The organism is Glycomyces sp. NPDC048151, assembly GCF_043202775.1.
In the GTDB taxonomy this organism is placed as follows: Bacteria; Actinomycetota; Actinomycetes; order Mycobacteriales; family Micromonosporaceae; genus Glycomyces.
Map to the genome: position 1 here is coordinate 396,751 of NZ_JBIDBB010000002.1, position 17,686 is coordinate 414,436.

Sequence of the window (17,686 nt, forward strand, 5' to 3'; positions counted from 1 at the left end):
GGACCGATGGCGCCGGCGCTCGGTGGATTGTCGACTATCGGACGAAAGACCTCATGTTCTGGAGTTCGCACTGGTGGCGTCTGTTGGACGGCGTACTTGTGGAGGGTCGACATGAGGCGATTTCCATGAAACGACCACACGATCACTGTGAGTACCTAAAGTGCTACGGAAAGTAGACATCCCGGTGTCGTACGAACAGTCGAGACGTAAGGGCTCACGTCGCACCGGGGTAGCCGAAGATCCACGGGAGGATCCACATGGCACAGTCCACCACCACCGAGAAGAAATCCACGAAGATCTGGAAGGCGGTCGTCGTCGGTGCGGCCGTCCCGGTCATGTTGATGACCGGCGCGACGGCCGCGACCGCAGCCGAGACCGAGACGGTCCAGGCCGAGTCGGAGCAGCTGCCGGTGCCGCTGCCCGACGTGCCGGTTCCGGGTGTGCCCGGGGCCGAGCCGCCCGCGACGGACGACCTGGTCACGCAGCTCGGCGAGTGCGTCGCCGCGCTCGTGTCGGCGGTCATCGGCGCCGCCGGGGACGCGCCGGTCCCGCTGCCCGCCGAGCAGGTGCCCGCGGTGCCGGACCTGACGCCGTGCACGGAGCTGCTGACCTCGCTCGGCCTGCCGATCGACCTGCCCGTGGACCTGCCGCTGCCCAAGGAGCAGTAGCCGGATCCTCCTGCGAACAAGTCAAAGGGCCCGCGGACTCCAGCCGCGGGCCCTTCGCCGTGTCTGCGTTGCTGCGACCGCTGCTACTTGAGCCGCTGCGCCGCGTCGGCGATCGCCTCGTCCGTCGCGGTCAGCGACAGCCGGACGTGCCGGTTCCCCTTGGTGCCGTAGAACTCCCCCGCCGCGGCGAGGATGCCGCGGTCGGCGAGCCACCGCACGGTGTCCCAGCAGTCCTCGTCGCGCGTGGCCCACAGGTACAGGCCCGCCGTCGAGTGGTCGATGCGGAACCCGGCCGCCTCGACCGCGCTGCGCAGGACCTCGCGGCGTGCGGCGTAGCGGGCGCGCTGCTCGATCGCGTGCGACTCGTCGTGCAGGGCCGCGATCGTGGCCTGCTGGACCGCCCACGGGACCATGAAGCCCGAGTGGCGGCGGATCTCCAGCAGGTCGGCGATGAGCTCCGGGTCACCGGCGAGGAACGCCGAACGGTACCCCGCGAGGTTCGAGCGCTTCGAGAGCGAATGCGCCGCAAGGAGACCGGTGAGGTCCCCGTCGTTGACGCGCGGGTCCAGGACCGAGACGGGCGGGCGCTCGTCGTCCCAGCCGAGCGTCAGGTAGCACTCGTCGCTGGCGAGGACCACGCCGCTGTCGCGCGCCCAGCGGACCAGGCCGCGCAGGTGCTCGACCGAGGCGACCTCGCCGGTCGGGTTGGTCGGGTAGTTGATCCAGGCCAGGCGCAGCCGCGAGCCCGCGGCGTCGCGGGGGTCGGCCACCGGCAGCGCGTCGGCCTTCGCCAGGATCGCGCCGATCTCGTACGTCGGGTAGGCGATCTCCGGGTAGGCCACGGCCTCGCCCGGGCCGATGCCCAGCTGGAGCGGCAGGTTCGCGACGAGCTCCTTGGACCCCACGGTCGGGAGGACCGCGACGTCCTCGGCCACGCCCGTGTGCCGGTGCAGCCACGACCGCATGGCCTCGCCGAGCGCCTTCGGACCGGCCACGGTCGGGTAACCGGGCCGCGCAGAAGCGTCGACGAGCGCCTGCCGGATCGATGCGGGCACCTCGTCCACGGGGGCGCCGACCGTGAGGTCGACGAGCCCGCCGGGGTGGGCCGCCGCGCGCTCCTGGTAGGGGGCCATGCGGTCCCACGGGAAGCGCGGCAGCCGCCTGGCCGGAGAGGCGCTGTGCAGGCGTCGCAGCGCCATCGCGGCTACTCCTCTTTCGCGGGCTGCGCCGCCACGAACGGGTCGTCCTTCTCGACCTTGCCGACCTTGGAGGCCCCGCCGGGGCTGCCGAGGTCGTCGAAGAAGTCGACGTTGGCCTTGGTGTACCCGGCCCACTCGTCGGGGACGTCGTCCTCGTAGAAGATCGCCTCCACCGGGCACACCGGCTCGCATGCACCGCAGTCGACGCACTCGTCGGGGTGGATGTAGAGCATCCGGTTGCCTTCGTAGATGCAGTCGACCGGGCACTCTTCGATGCAGGCCTTGTCGAGAACGTCCACGCACGGCTCGGCGATTACATAAGTCACGAGTCGTCCTTCCTACAGCGCGCAGCCGGGCGGGCTGCGCTGAGATGAGACTAAAGCTTATTGCTAAAAGTAGCCGCAACGGTTTGGGGTGGGCCAGATGCTGGGACCGGAACATGTCGGCAGTCGCGTTGCGGTGCGGATCAGGTTGGACGACCCCGGACACGGCGGCCGGTACAGGGACGTCACGGGCGAGCTTATCGAGCTCGGCGCCGAGCGCTGGCGCGTGCTGCCCGCCTCCGGGACAGCCGTCACCATCGAAGCGGCCGCGGTCGTCGCGGCCCGCGCGATCCCGCCGAAGCCGACCCCGTTCTCCGAGGTCGTCGAGCTCGAACGGAGCCTCGCCGCGACCTGGCCCGCGCCCGACAGCGAGGAGGTCGGCGGCTGGCTCGCGCGGTACGCCGAGGGCGTCTCGCGCCGCGCGAACTCGGTCCTGGCGCTCACCGCGCCCGAAGGCGGCACGGATGCCGCCGTCGCGGCCGTCGAGGCCTGGTACGCGTCCCGCGGGGCGCGGCCGCTCATCGCCTTGGCCGGGCCGGTGACGAAGCGGCTCGAGGACGAGCTGGCCGCGCGCGGCTGGGAGCCCGAGGGCCGCACCGCGGTGATGACCAAGCCGCTCGACGACTCTGCCTACGAAGGCGAAGCGGTCGTCGTGGACGCGCCGAGCGCGGCGCTGCTGGAGCAGACCGGCCGCGGCAACCCGGGCGTGGTCGCCGCGATCTTCGGGTCCGGGCCCGACCGGGGGTACGCGGAGATCTGGCGCGGCGGCGAGCTCGCCGCCCGGGGCCGGGGCGCGATCGCGGGCGGCATCGTGGCGATCAGCAACATCGGGACGCTCCCGGCGTACCGCCGCCAGGGGCTCGGCACCGAGATCCTGCACGCCCTCGAAGCGTGGGGGTACGCCAACGGAGCGCGGCGCGCCGCGCTCCAGGTCGAGACCGACAACGGGGCCGCGATCGCGATGTACGCGCGGCTCGGCTACGCCGAGCGGTACCGGTACTGCTACCGCGGCCCGTCGGAAGGCTAGGCGGCCTTCGGGTTCGCCTTGCGCTCGAAGGCGATCCGGGTGGCCTTGAGCTCGCGGCCGTACACGTCCACGCCGAGGGCCATCACGATGAGGAACCCGACCCAGCCCGACAGGGCCAGCAGCGCGAAGTAGATGAGGGTCTGCGAGAAGACGCCGTCCAGGGTCGGGTAGTCGACCCGGGCGATCAGCGGGTTCACCAGGACCGTGAACAGCGTGACGACCACGAAGATCGAGAGCAGCTCGCCGGTGATCTCCTGGCGGCGGCGGCGCACGCCCCACCAGATCCCGGCGGCGATCGCGACGGCGGCCATCGCGCCGAACGTGTAGACGCCGACGAGGTCGCCGACCGCGGTGCCCTCGCCCCACTTGGTGGAGGCGAGCCGGCCCGCCAGGTTGGCGGCGATCAGGCCCAGCGCGAAGCCGTAGATCGAGGGCCAGTGCGAGATGAGGAGGCGGCTGAGGAGGGTCACGGTCGGGACTCCTTCGTAGCGGTAGGGGCGGGCCGCGCCGCGGCCCGGGGGGCGTCGGAGGTCCGGGCCTCGTCGTGCGGTCTGGGACGAAAATACTGCCACAGCGCGAGGGCGATCCCGGCGGTCCCCGCCAGGAGCAGCACGTAGCCGTTGAAGCCGCTGGTGATCACCAGCGAGCCCGCGCCGGTCGGCATCGTCGCGAAGACGATCACCGCGAACCACGCGGCGGAGGTGAGCACGACGGACCAGCGCCCGCCCGTCCAGTACACGGCCAGCGCCGCGAGGCGCCAGTTCGCGACGAACGCGATCAGCCCGGCGATCGGGACCGCGATCCCGCCGATGTAGTACGGCACGAGGAAGGATTCGAGGACGGCCGCGAGCAGGGCCGCGGCGGTGACGACCACCGCGCCGCCGATGCGGATCGCCGTTTCCAGGCCTCGCTCATGCACGCAGGCGATCCTACGGCAGGAGCGGCGGCGACCGCCGTCCACAGCCCCCACCCACCACGAGAGGGGAAGATACCGCCCAGCGTCGCTCGGGGGTCCGACAAAAACCGGGCCCGGCGGCCCCCGTGTCACCCGAAAGAGTGGCGCGGTCGCTGTCCGCGACTCGCCCGGGCCTGCGGGAAATCCTTGCGGATCAACCATTCCGGGACAATCGGTTCATGACCGCGATACGAGAGACAACTGCCACGAAACGACGACGCTTCCGACAGCTGTTCCCCGAACGGTCCGACTACCTCCACCTCGGCCGCCACTGGCACACCGACCTCCTCGCGGGCCTCACGGTCGCGGTCGTCGCCCTGCCGCTGGCGCTCGGCTTCGGGATCGCCTCCGGGCTCGGCGCGTTCGCCGGGCTCATCACCTCGATCATCGCCGGCGTGCTCGCCGCGCTCCTGGGCGGCTCGAACCTCCAGGTCACGGGCCCGACCGGGACGATGGCGGTGGTGCTCGTGCCACTCGCGGCGACACACAGCCACGCAGGCGTGATGCTCGTGGGCATCATGGCCGGGCTGATGCTCGTCGTCCTCGCGCTCACGGGCGCGGGCCGGTACGCGCGCTTCGTGCCCGTGCCGGTCGTCGAGGGCTTCACCGCCGGGGTCGCGATCGTCATCGCGATCCAGCAACTGCCGCCCGCGCTCGGGCTGCCCGCGCAGAACGCGCACATCCTCAGCGGCGCATGGGAGTCGGTGAGCGACTTCGCCGCCGACCCGAACTGGGCCCCGCCCGCCGTCGCGTTCGGGGTGGTCGTCGCGATCCTCCTCGGCTCGCGCCTGCACTCGCAGATCCCGACCCCGCTGCTCGCGGTCGTCGCCGCCACGCTCGCTACCTGGTGGGCCGCGGCCGACGTGGCGATCATCGGGGCGCTGCCGCGCACGATCCCGGCCCCGGAGGCCGACTTCCTCGACTTCGCGGAGATGCCGGAGCTGGTGGCGGCGGCCGTCGCGATCTGCGCCCTGTGCGCGCTCGAGTCCCTGCTGTCGGCCACCGTGGCGGACAACATGACCGTCGACCAGCACCACAACCCGGACCGGGAGCTGTTCGGGCAGGGCGTGGCGAACCTGGTGACGCCGTTCTTCGGCGGCATGCCGTCCTCGGGCGCGCTGGCGCGCACGGCGGTGAACGTCCGGTCGGGCGCGGCCGGGCGGCTCGCGTCGCTCACGCACGCGATCGTGCTGGCGCTCATGATGCTCGCGCTCGCGCCGCTGGTCGCGCACGTGCCGCTCGCGGCGCTCGCGGGCGTGCTCATCGCGACCTCGATCCGGATGATCGAGGTCGGCTCGATGCTGGCGCTGGCGCGCTCGACGCGGGCGGACGCGGCCGTCATGTGGCTGACGCTGGCGGCGACCGTGGCGCTCAACCTGGTGTGGGCGGTGGCCGTGGGGATCGCGCTCGCGGGGCTCCTGGCCCTGGGGCGGATCTCGCGGTCGGTGTCGGTGGAGGAGGAGCCGATCGAGCCGGCCGACCACCACGACGAGGAGGCGGCGCTGCTGCACGAGCACATCGTGGCGTACCGGCTGGAGGGCCCGCTGTTCTTCGCGGCCGCGCACCGGTTCCTGCTGCAGCTCTTGGACGTGGCGGACGTACGGGTGGTCGTGCTCCGCATGAGCCGGGTGTCCACGATGGACGCTTCAGGGGCGACGGTGCTCGCCGACGCGATCAAGCGCCTGGAGCACCGCGGCATCGCCGTCTACCTCTCCGGGCTCGAACCGGTGCACGCCAAACCGCTTGCGGCCCTTGGCATCCTGGAGCCGCTGTGGCAGCAGGGCCGCCTGTTCGAGCACACCAGCGAGGCGATCGCGGCCGCCCGCCAGCGCCTCAAGGCCGACGGGCTCCTAGAGCAGCTCGAAGCGGAGGCCGCCGCAGAAGTCGAAGCGGAGCGCCCATAGCCGCTCGGGCTGCCCGAGGTGGGTCGTGGTCTCGACGTCCTCGACGCGGGCCGTCTCGGGGTCGATGCCGTGGAGGACGAGGGTGCCGCGTTCGCCGGTCCAGGTGGCGCGGTCGCCCTCGACCTCGGGGCGGAGGCGGCTGATGAAGGACTCGGTGAGCTCGGGCCCGGCGTCGAAGAGCTCGAGCCCGGCGTCGGTCCAGGTGAACTTGCGCAGGAGCGCGCCGTCCCCGTAGGCGTCGATGTAGGCGTCGACGCCGTCGTCGGTGTAGACGAGCTCGGCGCGGGAGTCCTCGCCGGGGGCCTGGGCCGCGCCTTCGACGGTGGGGACGGAGTGCCAGGCCGCGGACGGGTGGACCTGCTCGTAGCGTTCGTCGCCGAAGTACGCGGCGGTGTACTCGCCTGCGCCCGGGTCGCACAGGAGCTGCTCGCCGTCGGCGGCGATGATGAACGACCCGAGGTCGAGGTGGTTGTGGGGCTCCTCGTTGTAGCCGCCCTTGACCGCGAGCGCCCACATGCGGCGGCCGATGAGGCGTCGTTCGACGTACCAGCCGACGTCGGCCAGGAGGGTGCGGCCGGGGGCGATCTCGCCGCCGAGCTCGCGGCCCCATTCGAGGGTGCGGGTGAGGTGGGCCCAGCGGGCGCAGTAGTCGTCGGCGAACGTGGGGGTGTGCTCGATGGCGGGGAGCGGGACGCCGAGCCGGTCGTGGAGGCGGGCGAGGAGGCCGTTCGGCAGCGAGGGGCTGTGGTGGGCGTCGCCGAAGGTCGCGAAGGAGCGCGGGTAGAGCTGCACGTTCGCGGGGAACGACGCGATGGCCTCGGTCCCGGCCAGGAGGTCCTCGCCGGTGGCGTCGCGCCAGGCCTCGGCGAAGTAGGTGAAGTACCCGAAGCCGTAGACCCAGTAGTCGATGCCTTCGACGCAGCCGCCGTCGGGGCCGAAGGAGAACAGGTAGGCCTGGAGGGCGGGCAGGACGCGGCCGCGGACGACGTCGGTGTCGTAGCCGAGGGCGAGGGCGGCCATCCCGGCGGCCCCGGCGCACACGGCGGTCCAGTTGGAGAACCGCTCCTCCCACCAGAACGGCTCCTCGGCGCCGAAGAACGGGTCGAGGACGCGGGCGCGGATCTCGGCTTCGACGCGTTCGCGGTCCTTGACGTCCTCGCGCAGGCGCAGGATCTCGGCGAGGGCCTGCGCGGTCTCGCACGCGAAGAGGTCGACGCAGGTGCGCGGGTCGCCGTCGTCCCAGTGGGCCGGGAGCGCCCAGGAGCGCTCGTCGCAGATGTCGGCGACGAGTGTGGAGAGGACGGCGCCGTCGCCGGTGAGCGCGAGCGCGGCGAGGTGCCTTCGCCTTGCGAAGTACTGGTTCTCGAACGGCAGGCGGCGGCCGGTCTCGGCGTAGTCGTCGGCCAGGGCCGGGTCGAAGTCGGGCACGGGGAGCGCGGCGATCGCGCGCAGCTCTTCGAGGAGTGCGGTACGGAGAGGATCAGTCATGGCGCAGCCATTCCGGTTCGGGGAGGCGAGCGTAGCGAGCCGCCTGGGCGCAGTCGCCGCGCAGCGGCGTCGATGTCGGGTGGAGGCGGGCGACGGGTGGGCGGGTCGGGTGCGGCGCTGACATTGACCGTCGCCTTTCCAAACGGGGTGATCGAAGGCGGGGGTTCCTGCCCGGCTCAACGGTAACGCGGGCGCGCATTCCGTCATAGACTCCCTCGTATGCGCATCGGGGAGCTGTCGGAGCGGACGGGAGTTCCGGCCGCCACCATCAAGTACTACCTGCGGGAGCAGTTGCTGCAGACCGGGGAGCACGGCGAGGGCAACACCGTCGACTACGGCCCGGAGCACGTGCACCGGCTGACGCTCATCCGCGCCCTCTCCGAGACCGCCGGGCTCTCCGTGGCGCAGATCGGCGAGGTCCTGACTGTGCTTGGGCGCCATCCGGAGTCGGCGTTCCAGGCGCTCGGCGCGACTCTCGCGGCGACGCACCGGGACCCGAAGTTCTCGCTCGCGAGCGAGGGCACGACCGAGGCTGCCGAGCGCACCGTCGACCAGCTGCTGAACGAGTACGGCTGGGCCGAGGTCGCGCCGCCGAACTACCGGGACGCGCTGGTCACCGCGCTCTCCGCGTTCTACCGCTTGGGGAACCCGGACCCGCAGGAGGTGCTGGGCCACTACGCGGACGCGGCGGCGGCGCTGGCGTCGGCGGACATGGAGGCGATCGCGGAGGCGACCCGGATCGAGGGCGTGAACGTGGAGCAGGCGGTCGTGGCGACGGTGCTGGGCGAGACGGTGTTCGCGGCGCTGCGGCGCATCGCGCACGTCGCGGCCTCGGCCAGGACCCAGGCCGGGCAGGGGCCCTCGGGCACAATGGGTCCGTGAACCCGTCCGAGAAGCCCGCCCTGCGCATCGACCGCGACCCGTCACGCCCGAACCTGCTGCACCTCGTCGCTGACGAGGTCGTGCAGGCCACGGTCGACCTTGACGACCCGTCCTATCTGGATGCGGAGTACATGCAGCGGATCGCGTACCTCATCGACGCGATGGACGAGCCGAAGCGGCCGCTGCGGGCCCTGCACCTGGGCGCGGGCGGTCTCGCGATGGCCCGGTACGTGGCGGCGACCCGGCCCGGCTCCTACCAGCAGGCGGTCGAGACGAACCAGGAGCTCGTGGCGCTCGTGCGCGCCGAGGCGCCGCTGCCGCGCGGGGTGAAGGTGAAGATCCGGCACACCGACGCGCGCGAGGCCGTCGAGTCGGCGCCGGACGCGAGCTACGAGCTGATCGTCACCGACGTGTACGCGGGCGCGCGGGTGCCCGCGCACGTCACGAGCACCGAGTTCCTGCACGAGGCGCGGCGGGTGCTGCGCGCGGGCGGGCACTACGCGGTGAACCTGTGCGACGGCGGCAAGATGCAGTTCCTCAAGCCCGCGCTCGCGGCGATGGGCGCGGTGTGGGAGCACGTGGCGGTCATGGCCGAGCCCGCGGTCCTGCGCGGGCGGCGGTTCGGGAACGTGGTCGCGGTGGCCGCCGACGTCGAGCTGCCGATCGCGGCCCTGCGTCGCCGCTGCGCGGGCGCGGCCTTCCCGTGCCGGGTCTTGGAGGGCACCGAGCTGAAGGAGTACATCGGCGGCGCTCCCCCGGCGACGGACGCGACCGCGATCCAGTCCCCGCCGCCCCCGCGCTCCCTCCGCAGCTTCTGACCGCCGCCCGCGATCGCATCGCAGTCGCCCTCTCGCCGCCGTTACCGACCGCCCCCGCTGCCGCCGCCGCGATCGTGGCCCGGCCCGATGTCGCACCCTCCGGGCATCATCGAAACCGGGGGCGGTTTCGAACCCGAGCCCTCCGCGCTTCCGCGCGGCCAGTGCCGCCCGCTCGTCCCGACCGCCGCCCGGCCCACCTCCACGTGGGCCGTTCGGACAATAAACCCGCTGGATAGTGGCCCTGTCTCCCCTCGCGTCCTCACTGTCCGTTACTGGACTGTGGAGCGACTCACAGAGGACTTGGCGATGCCGGTCACCATGGGTTAGCGTCGGCGCCTGTTCCGTTCGGGTCAGCAGGGTTCCCCCAGAGACCCACCCGTCCGGACCTGCCGAGCCGCGCTCGCATGACGTCCGTTCCTCCCGGTTCCGGGCGATACACCGATGCGCGGGCCGGGGACCCAGCCGTGCCGCACCCCCCAGTTCGAACCGTGGCACACGGGGTGAATCCCGCTGCAGCGCAGCCGCAGCGGGTAGGGCGCTCTTCCCTGCCCGAACCCGACAGCTAACCCGGTAGGCGGCCGAGGAAGAAAGGCCACCTAGTGGCTCACGCCTGCTCCGCAACCGCATACCGTTCCCGAACCAGCGCCATCATCCGGCGCGTCGCCGCCTACACCGGCGTCACCGTCGCCACCGTCGGGCTCGTGACCGCCTTCGCCGGCTCACACGCCGACGCGGCCGACATCGACTACAGCACCGCGTCCGCGGCCGAGATCGAGGACTACCTCACCGATCTCGAGACCCAGCGCGACGCCTCCGCCGACAACCTCACGGACCTCCAGGCCCGCCTCGACGCGGCCCAGGCCGTCATCGACGCGGCAGCCGCCGAGTACGGCACCTCGAACGCGCAGCTCACCGTCGTCACCGCCGCGGTCGAATCCGCCGAGGACGACCTCGACGCGAAGGTCTCCACCCTCGTGGCCTACGCGCAGGAGCAGTCCGACAAGTTCGACGAGGCGCAGGACGCCGCCGAGACCGCCGAAGCGCTCACGACCGACATCACGACCGTCGAGAAGGAGATCGCGGGCCTCGACAAGCAGATCGACGAGGCCGAGAAGGCCCACGACGAAGCCGAGGCCGCCGAGGCCGAAGCCGCCGCCGCTGAGGCCGAGGCCTCCAGCGAGTCGGCTTCCTCTTCCTCTTCCTCGTCCTCCTCCGATTCCGGCTCGACCGCGGCCTACAGCGCCGACGCCGCCACGGCCGCCGTCCAGTTCGCGAAGGACCAGCTCGGCGAGTCCTACGTGTTCGGCGCCGCCGGTCCCGACACCTGGGACTGCTCCGGCCTCATCTCCGGCGCGTACGGCGTCTCCGGCATCTCGCTGACCCACTCCACGTGGGCGATGTGGGACGAGACCAGCGCGATCGACAGCAGCGACCTGCAGCCGGGCGACCTGATCTTCTACAACGGCCAGAACCACGTCGCCATGTACATCGGCGGCGGCGAGGTCATCCACGCCCCCAAGCCCGGCGACGTCGTGAAGATCACGAAGCTGGAGTACATGGGCATGTCGGTCGACGGCTACCGCCGCGTCTGACGCACCGAAGCACGACAACGACGACGACGAGCGCGGCTCGCCAGCGATGCTGGCGAGCCGCGCTCGCGTTCGTATCCGCCCCCGGTTTCGATGATGCCCGGCGGGTACGACACGGCTCGCGACCGCGCGCTCGGCGCTCGGCGCTCGGCGCTCGGCGCTCGGCGCTCGGCGAGTGAGCCTGCCCCGTCTCCGCCGCATTCGCGCAGGCACGACGGAAGGGCCGGGTACGACCGAAGGGCCGGGTACGACGGAAGGGCCGGGTACGACGGAAGGGCCGGGTACGACGGAAGGGCCGGGGCGTTCGCCCCGGCCCTTCCGCCTATGTGGTCTAGTGCTGCTTAGGCCGCTTCGGCCATGACCTGGTCGTTGGCCAGCTCCTTGAGGCGGGCCAGCGCCTGGATCTCGAGCTGGCGGATGCGCTCGCGCGACAGGTGGAACCGGTGCGCGACCTCCGTGAGCGAGTGCTCGCGGCCGTCCTCGAGTCCGTAGCGGGCCTTGACGATCCCGGCGGAGCGCTCGTCGAGGTGGTTGAGCATCATCTCGATCCGCTGGCGCTCCATCCCGGCGAGGACGACGTCCTCGGGGCTGGGCTCGTCGGAGTCGGCGACGAGGTCGCCGAGGTTGGTGTCGCCGTCGTCGCCGATCGGCGTGTCGAGCGAGACGGTGTCCTGGCTCCAGCGGATGAGCTCGTTGACCCGCTCGACCGTGACGCCGAGTGCCTTGGCGACCTGGTCGGGTTCGGGGTCGCCGCCGAGCTCGCGGGTGAGCTGGCGGGTGACGTTGCGCATCCGGTTGACGTCCTCGACCAGGTGCACCGGCAGGCGCACGGTGCGCTCCTGCTGGGCGATCGCCCGGCTGATGGCCTGGCGGATCCACCACGTGGCGTAGGTCGAGAACTTGAAGCCGCGCTGGTAGTCGAATTTCTCGACGGCGCGGACCAGGCCCGTGTTGCCCTCCTGGATCAGGTCGAGCATCGGCATCCCGGAGCGGACGTAGCGGCGGGCGATCGAGACGACCAGCCGCAGGTTCGCCTTGATGAACTGCTCTTTCGCCTTCGCACCGTCTTCGACCAGGCGCTTCAGGTCCTTCTCGGTGGCGTCGCCGAAGGTCTCCCCCTCGCCGAGCAGGTGCTTCGCGAACAGGCCGGCCTCGACAGCCTTGGCCAAGTCGACCTCGGCGGCGGCGTCAAGCAGCGGCGTCTTCGAGATCTCATGCAGGTAGACACCCACAAGGTCCCGTTCCTCAGCGACCTCTTCGGTGGTGAGGGTGGGTGTTGTCGTTTGCTCCACGCTCAAGGTCTCCTCCAGCTTCCTCGTCCCCCGACACCGCGTGAGCGGTGTACCAGTTACAACGACCGCTTCGTTGCGTGGAATTCCGTGCCCCGGTGTTCGATACGCCACGGTTACGGAATCGATGCGATTCGGTGGCCGCTGGGTTTTCCAACGGCTCATGGCCTTCGCACCGTTTCGGGTACCCGATTTCTTCGGCTAAGCTCGGTTCACGGCTTCCGTCTCTGAGACGGGGCCGCGTCGGCCCCATGATGCCTCTGAGACGGAGATCACCTCACCTCAGCTGAGGCGTGATGACCCGAGCCCTGGTCACGGTATCGTCTCCGGTCTGCTTCATCGCAAACCTTCAATCTCTAGGGGTACACGCGCCTTACCTTGAAAAAGTTGAGAGATCATCTTTTTGCGGCCCTAATCACTGCGATCCGGGCCGCTAAGGCGGCGACGCTCTGATATCCGCACCATAGCGGACGGTAGCGGTGACAAGCAACACCTTTCCCAGGCGTTGATGTCCGATTCCGAACACCCCTCGTTCTCCTTCAAGTCTGCGCCCAACCCGCCCCCCGAGGGGCCGCTTCCGGCAGCGTGCCTCGTAGATCACCTTCCGTACCGCTTGCGCGTAGAGTTGTCCCGGTGACTGAAGAACGCCTAGTGTGGGTCGACTGCGAAATGACCGGCCTCGACCCGGAGACCGAAGCCCTCATCGAGATCGCCGTACTCGTCACCGAGCCCGACCTCACCCCCCTGGACGAAGGCGTCGACATCGTGATCGCCTGCGACGGCGCCACCCTCGACAAGATGGGCGCGTTCGTCGCCGACATGCACGCCAAGTCCGGGCTCACCGACGAGGTCCGCGCCTCGCAGGTCTCCTTGCAGCAGGCCGAGGACGCGGTCCTGGAGTACATCAAGCAGCACGTGCCCGAAGCGCGCACGGCCCCCTTGTGCGGCAACTCGATCGCCACCGACCGCACCTTCATCACGAAGTACATGCCGCGCCTGGACGACCACCTGCACTACCGGATGATCGACGTCTCCTCCATCAAGGAGCTCGCCCGGCGCTGGTACCCGCGCGTCTACTACAACCAGCCGCCCAAGGGACTCGCCCACCGCGCGCTCGCCGACATCAAGGAGAGCGTGCAGGAGCTCGAGTACTACCGCCGCACCCTGTTCGTGGAGCTGCCCGGGCCGACCAGCGACGAGGCCAAGGCCGCCGCCGCGAGCGTCGCCGGAACCGTCCAGGACTGAGACGGCCGACACCGAACCCCGTTGACAGGAACGCCCGAAGCTTGGCTATGATTGTCGCCGGTCCCAGGTTTTCCTGGGGAACCGATCTTGGTGACCGTAGTTCAGTTGGTAGAGCACCTCGTTGTGGTCGAGGATGTCGCGGGTTCGAGCCCCGTCGGTCACCCCAATGCAGAAGCCTCGCGGCATCGCCGCGAGGCTTCTTGTTTTGTGCGGCAGCACTCGCCCGGCGAACGACTAGTCCATCCGCCTGCGGCGCATGCGCTCACGGCGCTTGCGCTCCTCCCCCGGGCGGATGATGTTCTTCTCCGCGACGGTGAGCACCGACGCGACGACACCCAGCGGGATGACCACCCAGACCGGCCAGAAGTACTGGTGGCTGCCGCTCAGGAAGAACACGAACGCCCACACGCCGGTCGCGATGCCGATCGGGATCGATACGCCCGCCCACAGCCACTTGATCCACTCGGGCGTCGGCAGCCGGTCGGGCGTGAACGCGTCCTCCTGGGCCTTCAGGACCCGCTGGTAGGCCGGGAGGTCCGCCAGGACCACCTCGGTCTCGCCGACGGTCTTGGCGGCCATGAGGACGTCGACGCGCTTCTCGTACTCGTCGAGGTCGATGTAGCCCTGGTCCACGGCGGAGCGCAGGATCTCGGTCAGGGACGCGCGCTCGGCGTTGCCGACTCGCGTCTCGCGGTCGCCGCCGAAACGTTCGAGGGAGGACATTCGTTGGGCTCCTTGGGGATGCGGGGGCTTCAGGTCAGTGCATGCCGTGGCGGCGGTCGCGGCGGTCCTCGTCGTCGTCATCATCGTCGTCGTTGTCGTCGAAGCCGAGGTTCACCAGCTGCAGCACCGTCGCGATGCCGAGGCCGAGGATCGGCCAGACCGGCCAGAAGTAGCCCCACTCGCCCGAGGCGACCCCGGAAGCGGCCCACACGCCGGTGGTGATGACGCCGACCGTGACGAGGCCGCGCAGGGCCGGAAGGCGGCTCAGGCGCCGCCCCAGGCCGCCGGAACGCGGCGTCTCGGGGACGGCGGCGGGCTCCGCCGGGACGACCTCGCCCTCCTTCGGGCGGCCGCCGGGCAGGTCTTCGAAGATGAGGTCGAGTTCCGCGTTGGTCTTGGCCTCGTAGGCGGTCTTGGCCCGCTCGTCGAACTCTGAAAGGTCGATACGGCCTTCGTCGAGGGCGGCCTGCAGCTGCGCGATCGCCTTGTCGCGGTCGGCGTTGGAGATGCGCAGCTTGCCTTGGTCTTCGGTCACGATGCCAATTATGGCATCGGAGTCCTATTCCGCGCGAGCCGCGCTCGCGACCGCGTCGCCCAGCTGTTCGACGCCGCCGTCAGGGGCCGTGAGGACCCAGACGCCGTCCTCGCACAGCGCGATGGTGTGCTCCACGTGGGCCGCGATCGAGCGGTCGTCGGTGACGATCGTCCAGCCGTCGTCCAGCTCGGCGGTCTCCTCCGAGCCGAGCGTGAGCATCGGCTCGATCGCCAGGGCCATGCCCGGGCGCAGCTTCGGGCCCTCGCTGGGGCGGCCGTAGTTGAGGATGTGCGGGTCCTGGTGCATCTCGGTGCCGATGCCGTGCCCGCCGAAGCCCGTCACGATCCCGTACTCACCGGAGGCGTCCACGGACTGCTCGATGGCGTGCGAGATCCCGCCGAGGCGCTTCGCGGTCCCAGCGGCCTTGATGCCGGCCCACATGGCGGCCTCGGTAGCCTCGCGCAGGGCCGTCAGCTCGGAGGCGACCTCGCCGATCTCGATGGTGATCGCCGCGTCCCCGTGCCAGCCGTCGACGATCGCGCCGACGTCGACCGACAGGAGGTCCCCTTCCTTGAGGACCGCGTCCTCGGAGGGGATGGCGTGGACGACCTGCTCGTTCACCGACGAGCAGATCGAGCCCGGGTAGGGGCCGTTGCCGATGTCGTAGCCCTTGAAGGACGGCACCGCGCCGCAGTCGCGGATGACGTGCTCGGCGATGCGGTCGAGTTCCGCCGTCGTCACGCCCGGGCCCGCCGACTCGCGCATGGCCTGGTGCACCTCGGCCACGACGAGACCGGCCTTCCGCATCTTGCGGATCTGCTCGGGCGTCTTGTACTGGATCTGCTGGCGACGGCGGAACACGGTGCTATTCCGCGGCGCCGATGGCGTTCAGGGCGCGCTCGGTGACCTCGGCGACCTCGCCGATCGCGTCGATGCGCACGAGCTTGCCCTGCTCCTCGTAGTAGCCCACGAGCGGCGCGGTCTGCTCGGCGTAGACCTTGAGGCGGTTCTTGATCGTCTCAGGCTGGTCGTCCGTGCGCTGGTACAGGTCTGGGGAGTCCGGGTCCGCAGGCGGGTCGAACTCGAGGTGGTAGACCTTGCCGGTCGACTTCGAGACGCGGCGCCCGGACAGGCGGCGCACGACCTCGTCGTCGCTGGCGACCAGTTCGAGCGCCTGGTCGAGGGTCGTGCCCGCCGCGGCGAGGACCTGGTCGAGGACCTTGGCCTGCTCGGTGTTGCGGGGGTAGCCGTCGAGCAGGAATCCTTCCTTGGCGTCGTCCTGGGCCAGGCGGTCGGCCACCATGTCGTTGGTGACCTCGTCGGGGACCAGGTTCCCGGCGTCCATGTACTCCTTGGCCTTGAGGCCCAGCGGGGTGCCGCCGGAGACGTTCGCGCGGAAGATGTCCCCGGTGGAGATCTTGGGGACGCCGAGCCGCTCGGCGATGATCTCCGCCTGGGTGCCCTTGCCGGCCCCGGGCGGGCCTACGAGTACCAGTCGCACAGTTGTTCCTCCCGTATCGAACCTATGAAGATGTTCCTGCGTCAGCGGAGGAAGCCTTCGTAGTGGCGCTGCATCAGCTGGGACTCGATCTGCTTGACCGACTCCAGGCCGACGCCCACCATGATCAGCACCGAGGTGCCGCCGAACGCGAACTGAGCGAACAGCTGCTGGTTACCGAACGCGATGATGGCCAGATTGGGAAGGATAGCGATCGCGGCCAGGTAGAGCGAGCCCGGGAAGGTCAGGCGTGACAGGACTCGCTGCAAGTAGGTCGCGGTGGGCTTGCCGGGGCGCACGCCGGGGATGAACCCGCCGGCCTTCTTCATGTTCTCGGCGACGTCGTCGACCTTGAAGGTGATCGAGACGTAGAAGTAGGTGAAGAAGATGATCAGGAAGGCGTACAGCGTGATGTACACCCACGAGCCCTGGTTCAGCAGGTAGCGGTCGATGAAGCCGACCCACTCGGAGTCGCTGTTCTGGTTGAGCTGGCGGAACAGCGTCGGGATGTACAGCAGCGACGAGCCGAAGATGACGGGCACGACGCCGGCCTGGTTCACCTTGAGCGGGATGTAGGTCGAGGTGCCGCCGTACATGCGGCGTCCGACCATCTTCTTGGCGTACTGCACCGGGATGCGGCGCTGCGACTGCTCGATGAAGATGACCGCGACCATGATCGCGATGCACAGCCCGATGATGACGCTGAACATGAACCAGCCCTCGGACTTCTGCAGGGACCAGAACTGGCCCGGCATCTGCGCCGCGATGGACGCGAAGATGAGGAGGCTCATGCCGTTGCCGACGCCGCGCTCGGTGATCTGCTCGCCGAACCACATGATGATCGCGGTGCCAGCGACCATGACCGCCACGACGACGATGATCGTCATCCAGAACGGGATGTTGGCGTCGGTCTCGGAGAGGTCCGGGAGGATCGGCTGCGGGCACTCGGCCTGGAACAGGATGCCCGAGCGCGCCAGCGCGATGTAGCCGGAGGCCTGGAGCAGGGCGAGGCCCAGCGTCAGGTACCGCGTGTACTGGGTGATCTTGACCTGGCCCGGCTGGCCCTCCTTGCGGAGCTGCTCGAGCCTGGGGATCACCACGGTCAACAGCTGCATGATGATCGACGCGGTGATGTACGGCATGACGCCGAGCGCGAAGACCGAGAGCTGGAGGAGCGCTCCACCGGTGAACAGGTTCAGGAGCCCGAAGACGCCGGCCTCATCGGTCGGCTGCATGTTGAGGCAGGTCTGCACTGCAGCGTAGTCCACGCCGGGACTCGGCATCTGCGCACCAAGACGATACAGACCGATGATCATCAAGGTGAACAGGATCTTCTTGCGCAGATCGGGGGTCCGAAACGCGCTGATGAAGGCGGAGAGCAATGCGGTTCCTCCTGAACAAGACCCCCTGGCGGGGCCCATGGTGCTGCGGGGCAACACCTTTCGATACCAGTGGGCGTGTGAAGTTCGTAGCGGGAGCGTCACACGCCCGAGGAAGACGGTGGCGCTCGCCATGGGAGCCTAGCAGGCGCATCCGGACGCAG

18 protein-coding genes, 1 tRNA gene and 1 riboswitch are annotated in these 17,686 nt (G+C 70.1%); of the genes, 8 read left to right on the plus strand and 11 right to left on the minus strand.

All coding sequences use genetic code 11. The annotated features are described in order from the left end of the window. The first annotated feature begins 257 nt into the window (after positions 1-257). The gene (locus ACGGCP_RS05280) at positions 258-668 is read left to right on the plus strand and encodes a hypothetical protein (protein WP_392961335.1); all 411 of its coding nucleotides are present in this window, start codon (positions 258-260) and stop codon (positions 666-668) included. An 83-nt stretch (positions 669-751) separates the two neighbouring features. On the opposite strand, the gene dapC is transcribed toward ACGGCP_RS05280, so the two are convergent. Together dapC and fdxA are read right to left on the minus strand one after the other, a co-directional pair. Next, positions 752-1,867, minus strand: a complete 1,116-nt coding sequence (gene dapC / locus ACGGCP_RS05285) for a succinyldiaminopimelate transaminase (protein ID WP_392961337.1) — start codon at positions 1,865-1,867, stop codon at positions 752-754. A gap of 5 nt (positions 1,868-1,872) precedes the next feature. Next, entirely contained in the window at positions 1,873-2,193 is a 321-nt protein-coding gene (gene fdxA / locus ACGGCP_RS05290; protein ID WP_392961339.1) for a ferredoxin, read from the minus strand. A 145-nt stretch (positions 2,194-2,338) separates the two neighbouring features. Here fdxA and ACGGCP_RS05295 point away from each other — a divergent pair, with 145 nt between their 5' ends. Further along, a complete protein-coding gene (locus ACGGCP_RS05295; RefSeq protein ID WP_392961342.1) occupies positions 2,339-3,217 on the plus strand; it encodes a GNAT family N-acetyltransferase in 879 nt (292 codons plus the stop codon). On the opposite strand, the gene ACGGCP_RS05300 is transcribed toward ACGGCP_RS05295, so the two are convergent. Together ACGGCP_RS05300 and ACGGCP_RS05305 are read right to left on the minus strand one after the other, a co-directional pair. Then, positions 3,214-3,687: a hypothetical protein gene (locus ACGGCP_RS05300; protein ID WP_392961345.1), complete on the minus strand. Its 474-nt coding sequence runs from the start codon at positions 3,685-3,687 to the stop codon at positions 3,214-3,216. The two genes, ACGGCP_RS05295 and ACGGCP_RS05300, sit on opposite strands and share 4 nt — an antisense overlap. After that, positions 3,684-4,136 (minus strand): hypothetical protein, encoded by a 453-nt coding sequence (locus tag ACGGCP_RS05305; RefSeq protein WP_392961347.1) that lies wholly within the window; start codon positions 4,134-4,136, stop codon positions 3,684-3,686. Before ACGGCP_RS05305 ends, ACGGCP_RS05300 begins: the two co-directional genes overlap by 4 nt. A 215-nt stretch (positions 4,137-4,351) precedes the next feature. Here ACGGCP_RS05305 and ACGGCP_RS05310 point away from each other — a divergent pair, with 215 nt between their 5' ends. Then, positions 4,352-6,076: a SulP family inorganic anion transporter gene (locus ACGGCP_RS05310; protein WP_392961350.1), complete on the plus strand. Its 1,725-nt coding sequence runs from the start codon at positions 4,352-4,354 to the stop codon at positions 6,074-6,076. On the opposite strand, the gene ACGGCP_RS05315 is transcribed toward ACGGCP_RS05310, so the two are convergent. Further along, entirely contained in the window at positions 6,023-7,564 is a 1,542-nt protein-coding gene (locus ACGGCP_RS05315) for a heparinase II/III family protein (RefSeq protein ID WP_392961353.1), read from the minus strand. The genes ACGGCP_RS05310 and ACGGCP_RS05315 overlap by 54 nt on opposite strands. 219 nt (positions 7,565-7,783) lie before the next feature. Here ACGGCP_RS05315 and ACGGCP_RS05320 point away from each other — a divergent pair, with 219 nt between their 5' ends. The 3 genes from ACGGCP_RS05320 (at position 7,784) to ACGGCP_RS05330 (ending at position 10,856) form a co-directional block, all read left to right on the plus strand. Beyond that, the gene (locus tag ACGGCP_RS05320) at positions 7,784-8,446 is read left to right on the plus strand and encodes a MerR family transcriptional regulator (RefSeq protein ID WP_392961355.1); all 663 of its coding nucleotides are present in this window, start codon (positions 7,784-7,786) and stop codon (positions 8,444-8,446) included. Beyond that, a complete protein-coding gene (locus ACGGCP_RS05325) occupies positions 8,443-9,264 on the plus strand; it encodes a spermidine synthase (RefSeq protein ID WP_392961358.1) in 822 nt (273 codons plus the stop codon). Before ACGGCP_RS05320 ends, ACGGCP_RS05325 begins: the two co-directional genes overlap by 4 nt. 426 nt (positions 9,265-9,690) lie before the next feature. Then, positions 9,691-9,856: riboswitch (cyclic di-AMP (ydaO/yuaA leader) on the plus strand. A 7-nt stretch (positions 9,857-9,863) separates the two neighbouring features. Continuing rightward, the gene (locus ACGGCP_RS05330) at positions 9,864-10,856 is read left to right on the plus strand and encodes a C40 family peptidase (protein ID WP_392961361.1); all 993 of its coding nucleotides are present in this window, start codon (positions 9,864-9,866) and stop codon (positions 10,854-10,856) included. A 338-nt stretch (positions 10,857-11,194) separates the two neighbouring features. Here the strand turns inward: ACGGCP_RS05330 and ACGGCP_RS05335 are convergent, their stop codons facing one another. After that, a complete protein-coding gene (locus ACGGCP_RS05335; protein ID WP_205328644.1) occupies positions 11,195-12,151 on the minus strand; it encodes a sigma-70 family RNA polymerase sigma factor in 957 nt (318 codons plus the stop codon). Between the two features lie 624 nt (positions 12,152-12,775). On the opposite strand from ACGGCP_RS05335, the gene orn reads away from it, so the two are divergent. Continuing rightward, positions 12,776-13,387, plus strand: coding sequence for an oligoribonuclease (gene orn, locus ACGGCP_RS05340; protein WP_392961364.1), 612 nt, complete (start codon positions 12,776-12,778; stop codon positions 13,385-13,387). Between the two features lie 90 nt (positions 13,388-13,477). Then, positions 13,478-13,553: transfer RNA gene (locus ACGGCP_RS05345), tRNA-His, on the plus strand. Between the two features lie 68 nt (positions 13,554-13,621). Here ACGGCP_RS05345 and ACGGCP_RS05350 read toward each other — a convergent pair. The 5 genes from ACGGCP_RS05350 to secY are packed head-to-tail and all read right to left on the minus strand — an operon-like array spanning position 13,622 to position 17,525. Beyond that, complete coding sequence (locus ACGGCP_RS05350) at positions 13,622-14,110, minus strand: DUF1707 domain-containing protein (protein WP_392961367.1); 489 nt, start codon at positions 14,108-14,110, stop codon at positions 13,622-13,624. A 34-nt stretch (positions 14,111-14,144) separates the two neighbouring features. Further along, a complete protein-coding gene (locus ACGGCP_RS05355; protein ID WP_392961370.1) occupies positions 14,145-14,645 on the minus strand; it encodes a DUF1707 domain-containing protein in 501 nt (166 codons plus the stop codon). Between the two features lie 24 nt (positions 14,646-14,669). After that, entirely contained in the window at positions 14,670-15,506 is an 837-nt protein-coding gene (gene map, locus ACGGCP_RS05360) for a type I methionyl aminopeptidase (protein ID WP_392961372.1), read from the minus strand. A gap of 4 nt (positions 15,507-15,510) precedes the next feature. Further along, positions 15,511-16,146: an adenylate kinase gene (locus ACGGCP_RS05365; RefSeq protein WP_392961375.1), complete on the minus strand. Its 636-nt coding sequence runs from the start codon at positions 16,144-16,146 to the stop codon at positions 15,511-15,513. Between the two features lie 41 nt (positions 16,147-16,187). After that, positions 16,188-17,525 (minus strand): preprotein translocase subunit SecY, encoded by a 1,338-nt coding sequence (secY, locus tag ACGGCP_RS05370; RefSeq protein ID WP_392961378.1) that lies wholly within the window; start codon positions 17,523-17,525, stop codon positions 16,188-16,190. Positions 17,526-17,686: the final 161 nt, after the last annotated feature.

Bases quoted from the DNA above. Each gene is read 5' to 3' on its own strand.
- ACGGCP_RS05280 (WP_392961335.1), top strand. From the start codon at position 258: ATGGCACAGTCCACCACCACCGAGAAGAAATCCACGAAGATCTGGAAG.
- dapC (WP_392961337.1), bottom strand. From the start codon at position 1,867: ATGGCGCTGCGACGCCTGCACAGCGCCTCTCCGGCCAGGCGGCTGCCG.
- ACGGCP_RS05315 (WP_392961353.1), bottom strand. From the start codon at position 7,564: ATGACTGATCCTCTCCGTACCGCACTCCTCGAAGAGCTGCGCGCGATC.
- ACGGCP_RS05350 (WP_392961367.1), bottom strand. From the start codon at position 14,110: ATGTCCTCCCTCGAACGTTTCGGCGGCGACCGCGAGACGCGAGTCGGC.
- ACGGCP_RS05310 (WP_392961350.1), top strand. From the start codon at position 4,352: ATGACCGCGATACGAGAGACAACTGCCACGAAACGACGACGCTTCCGA.
- ACGGCP_RS05320 (WP_392961355.1), top strand. From the start codon at position 7,784: ATGCGCATCGGGGAGCTGTCGGAGCGGACGGGAGTTCCGGCCGCCACC.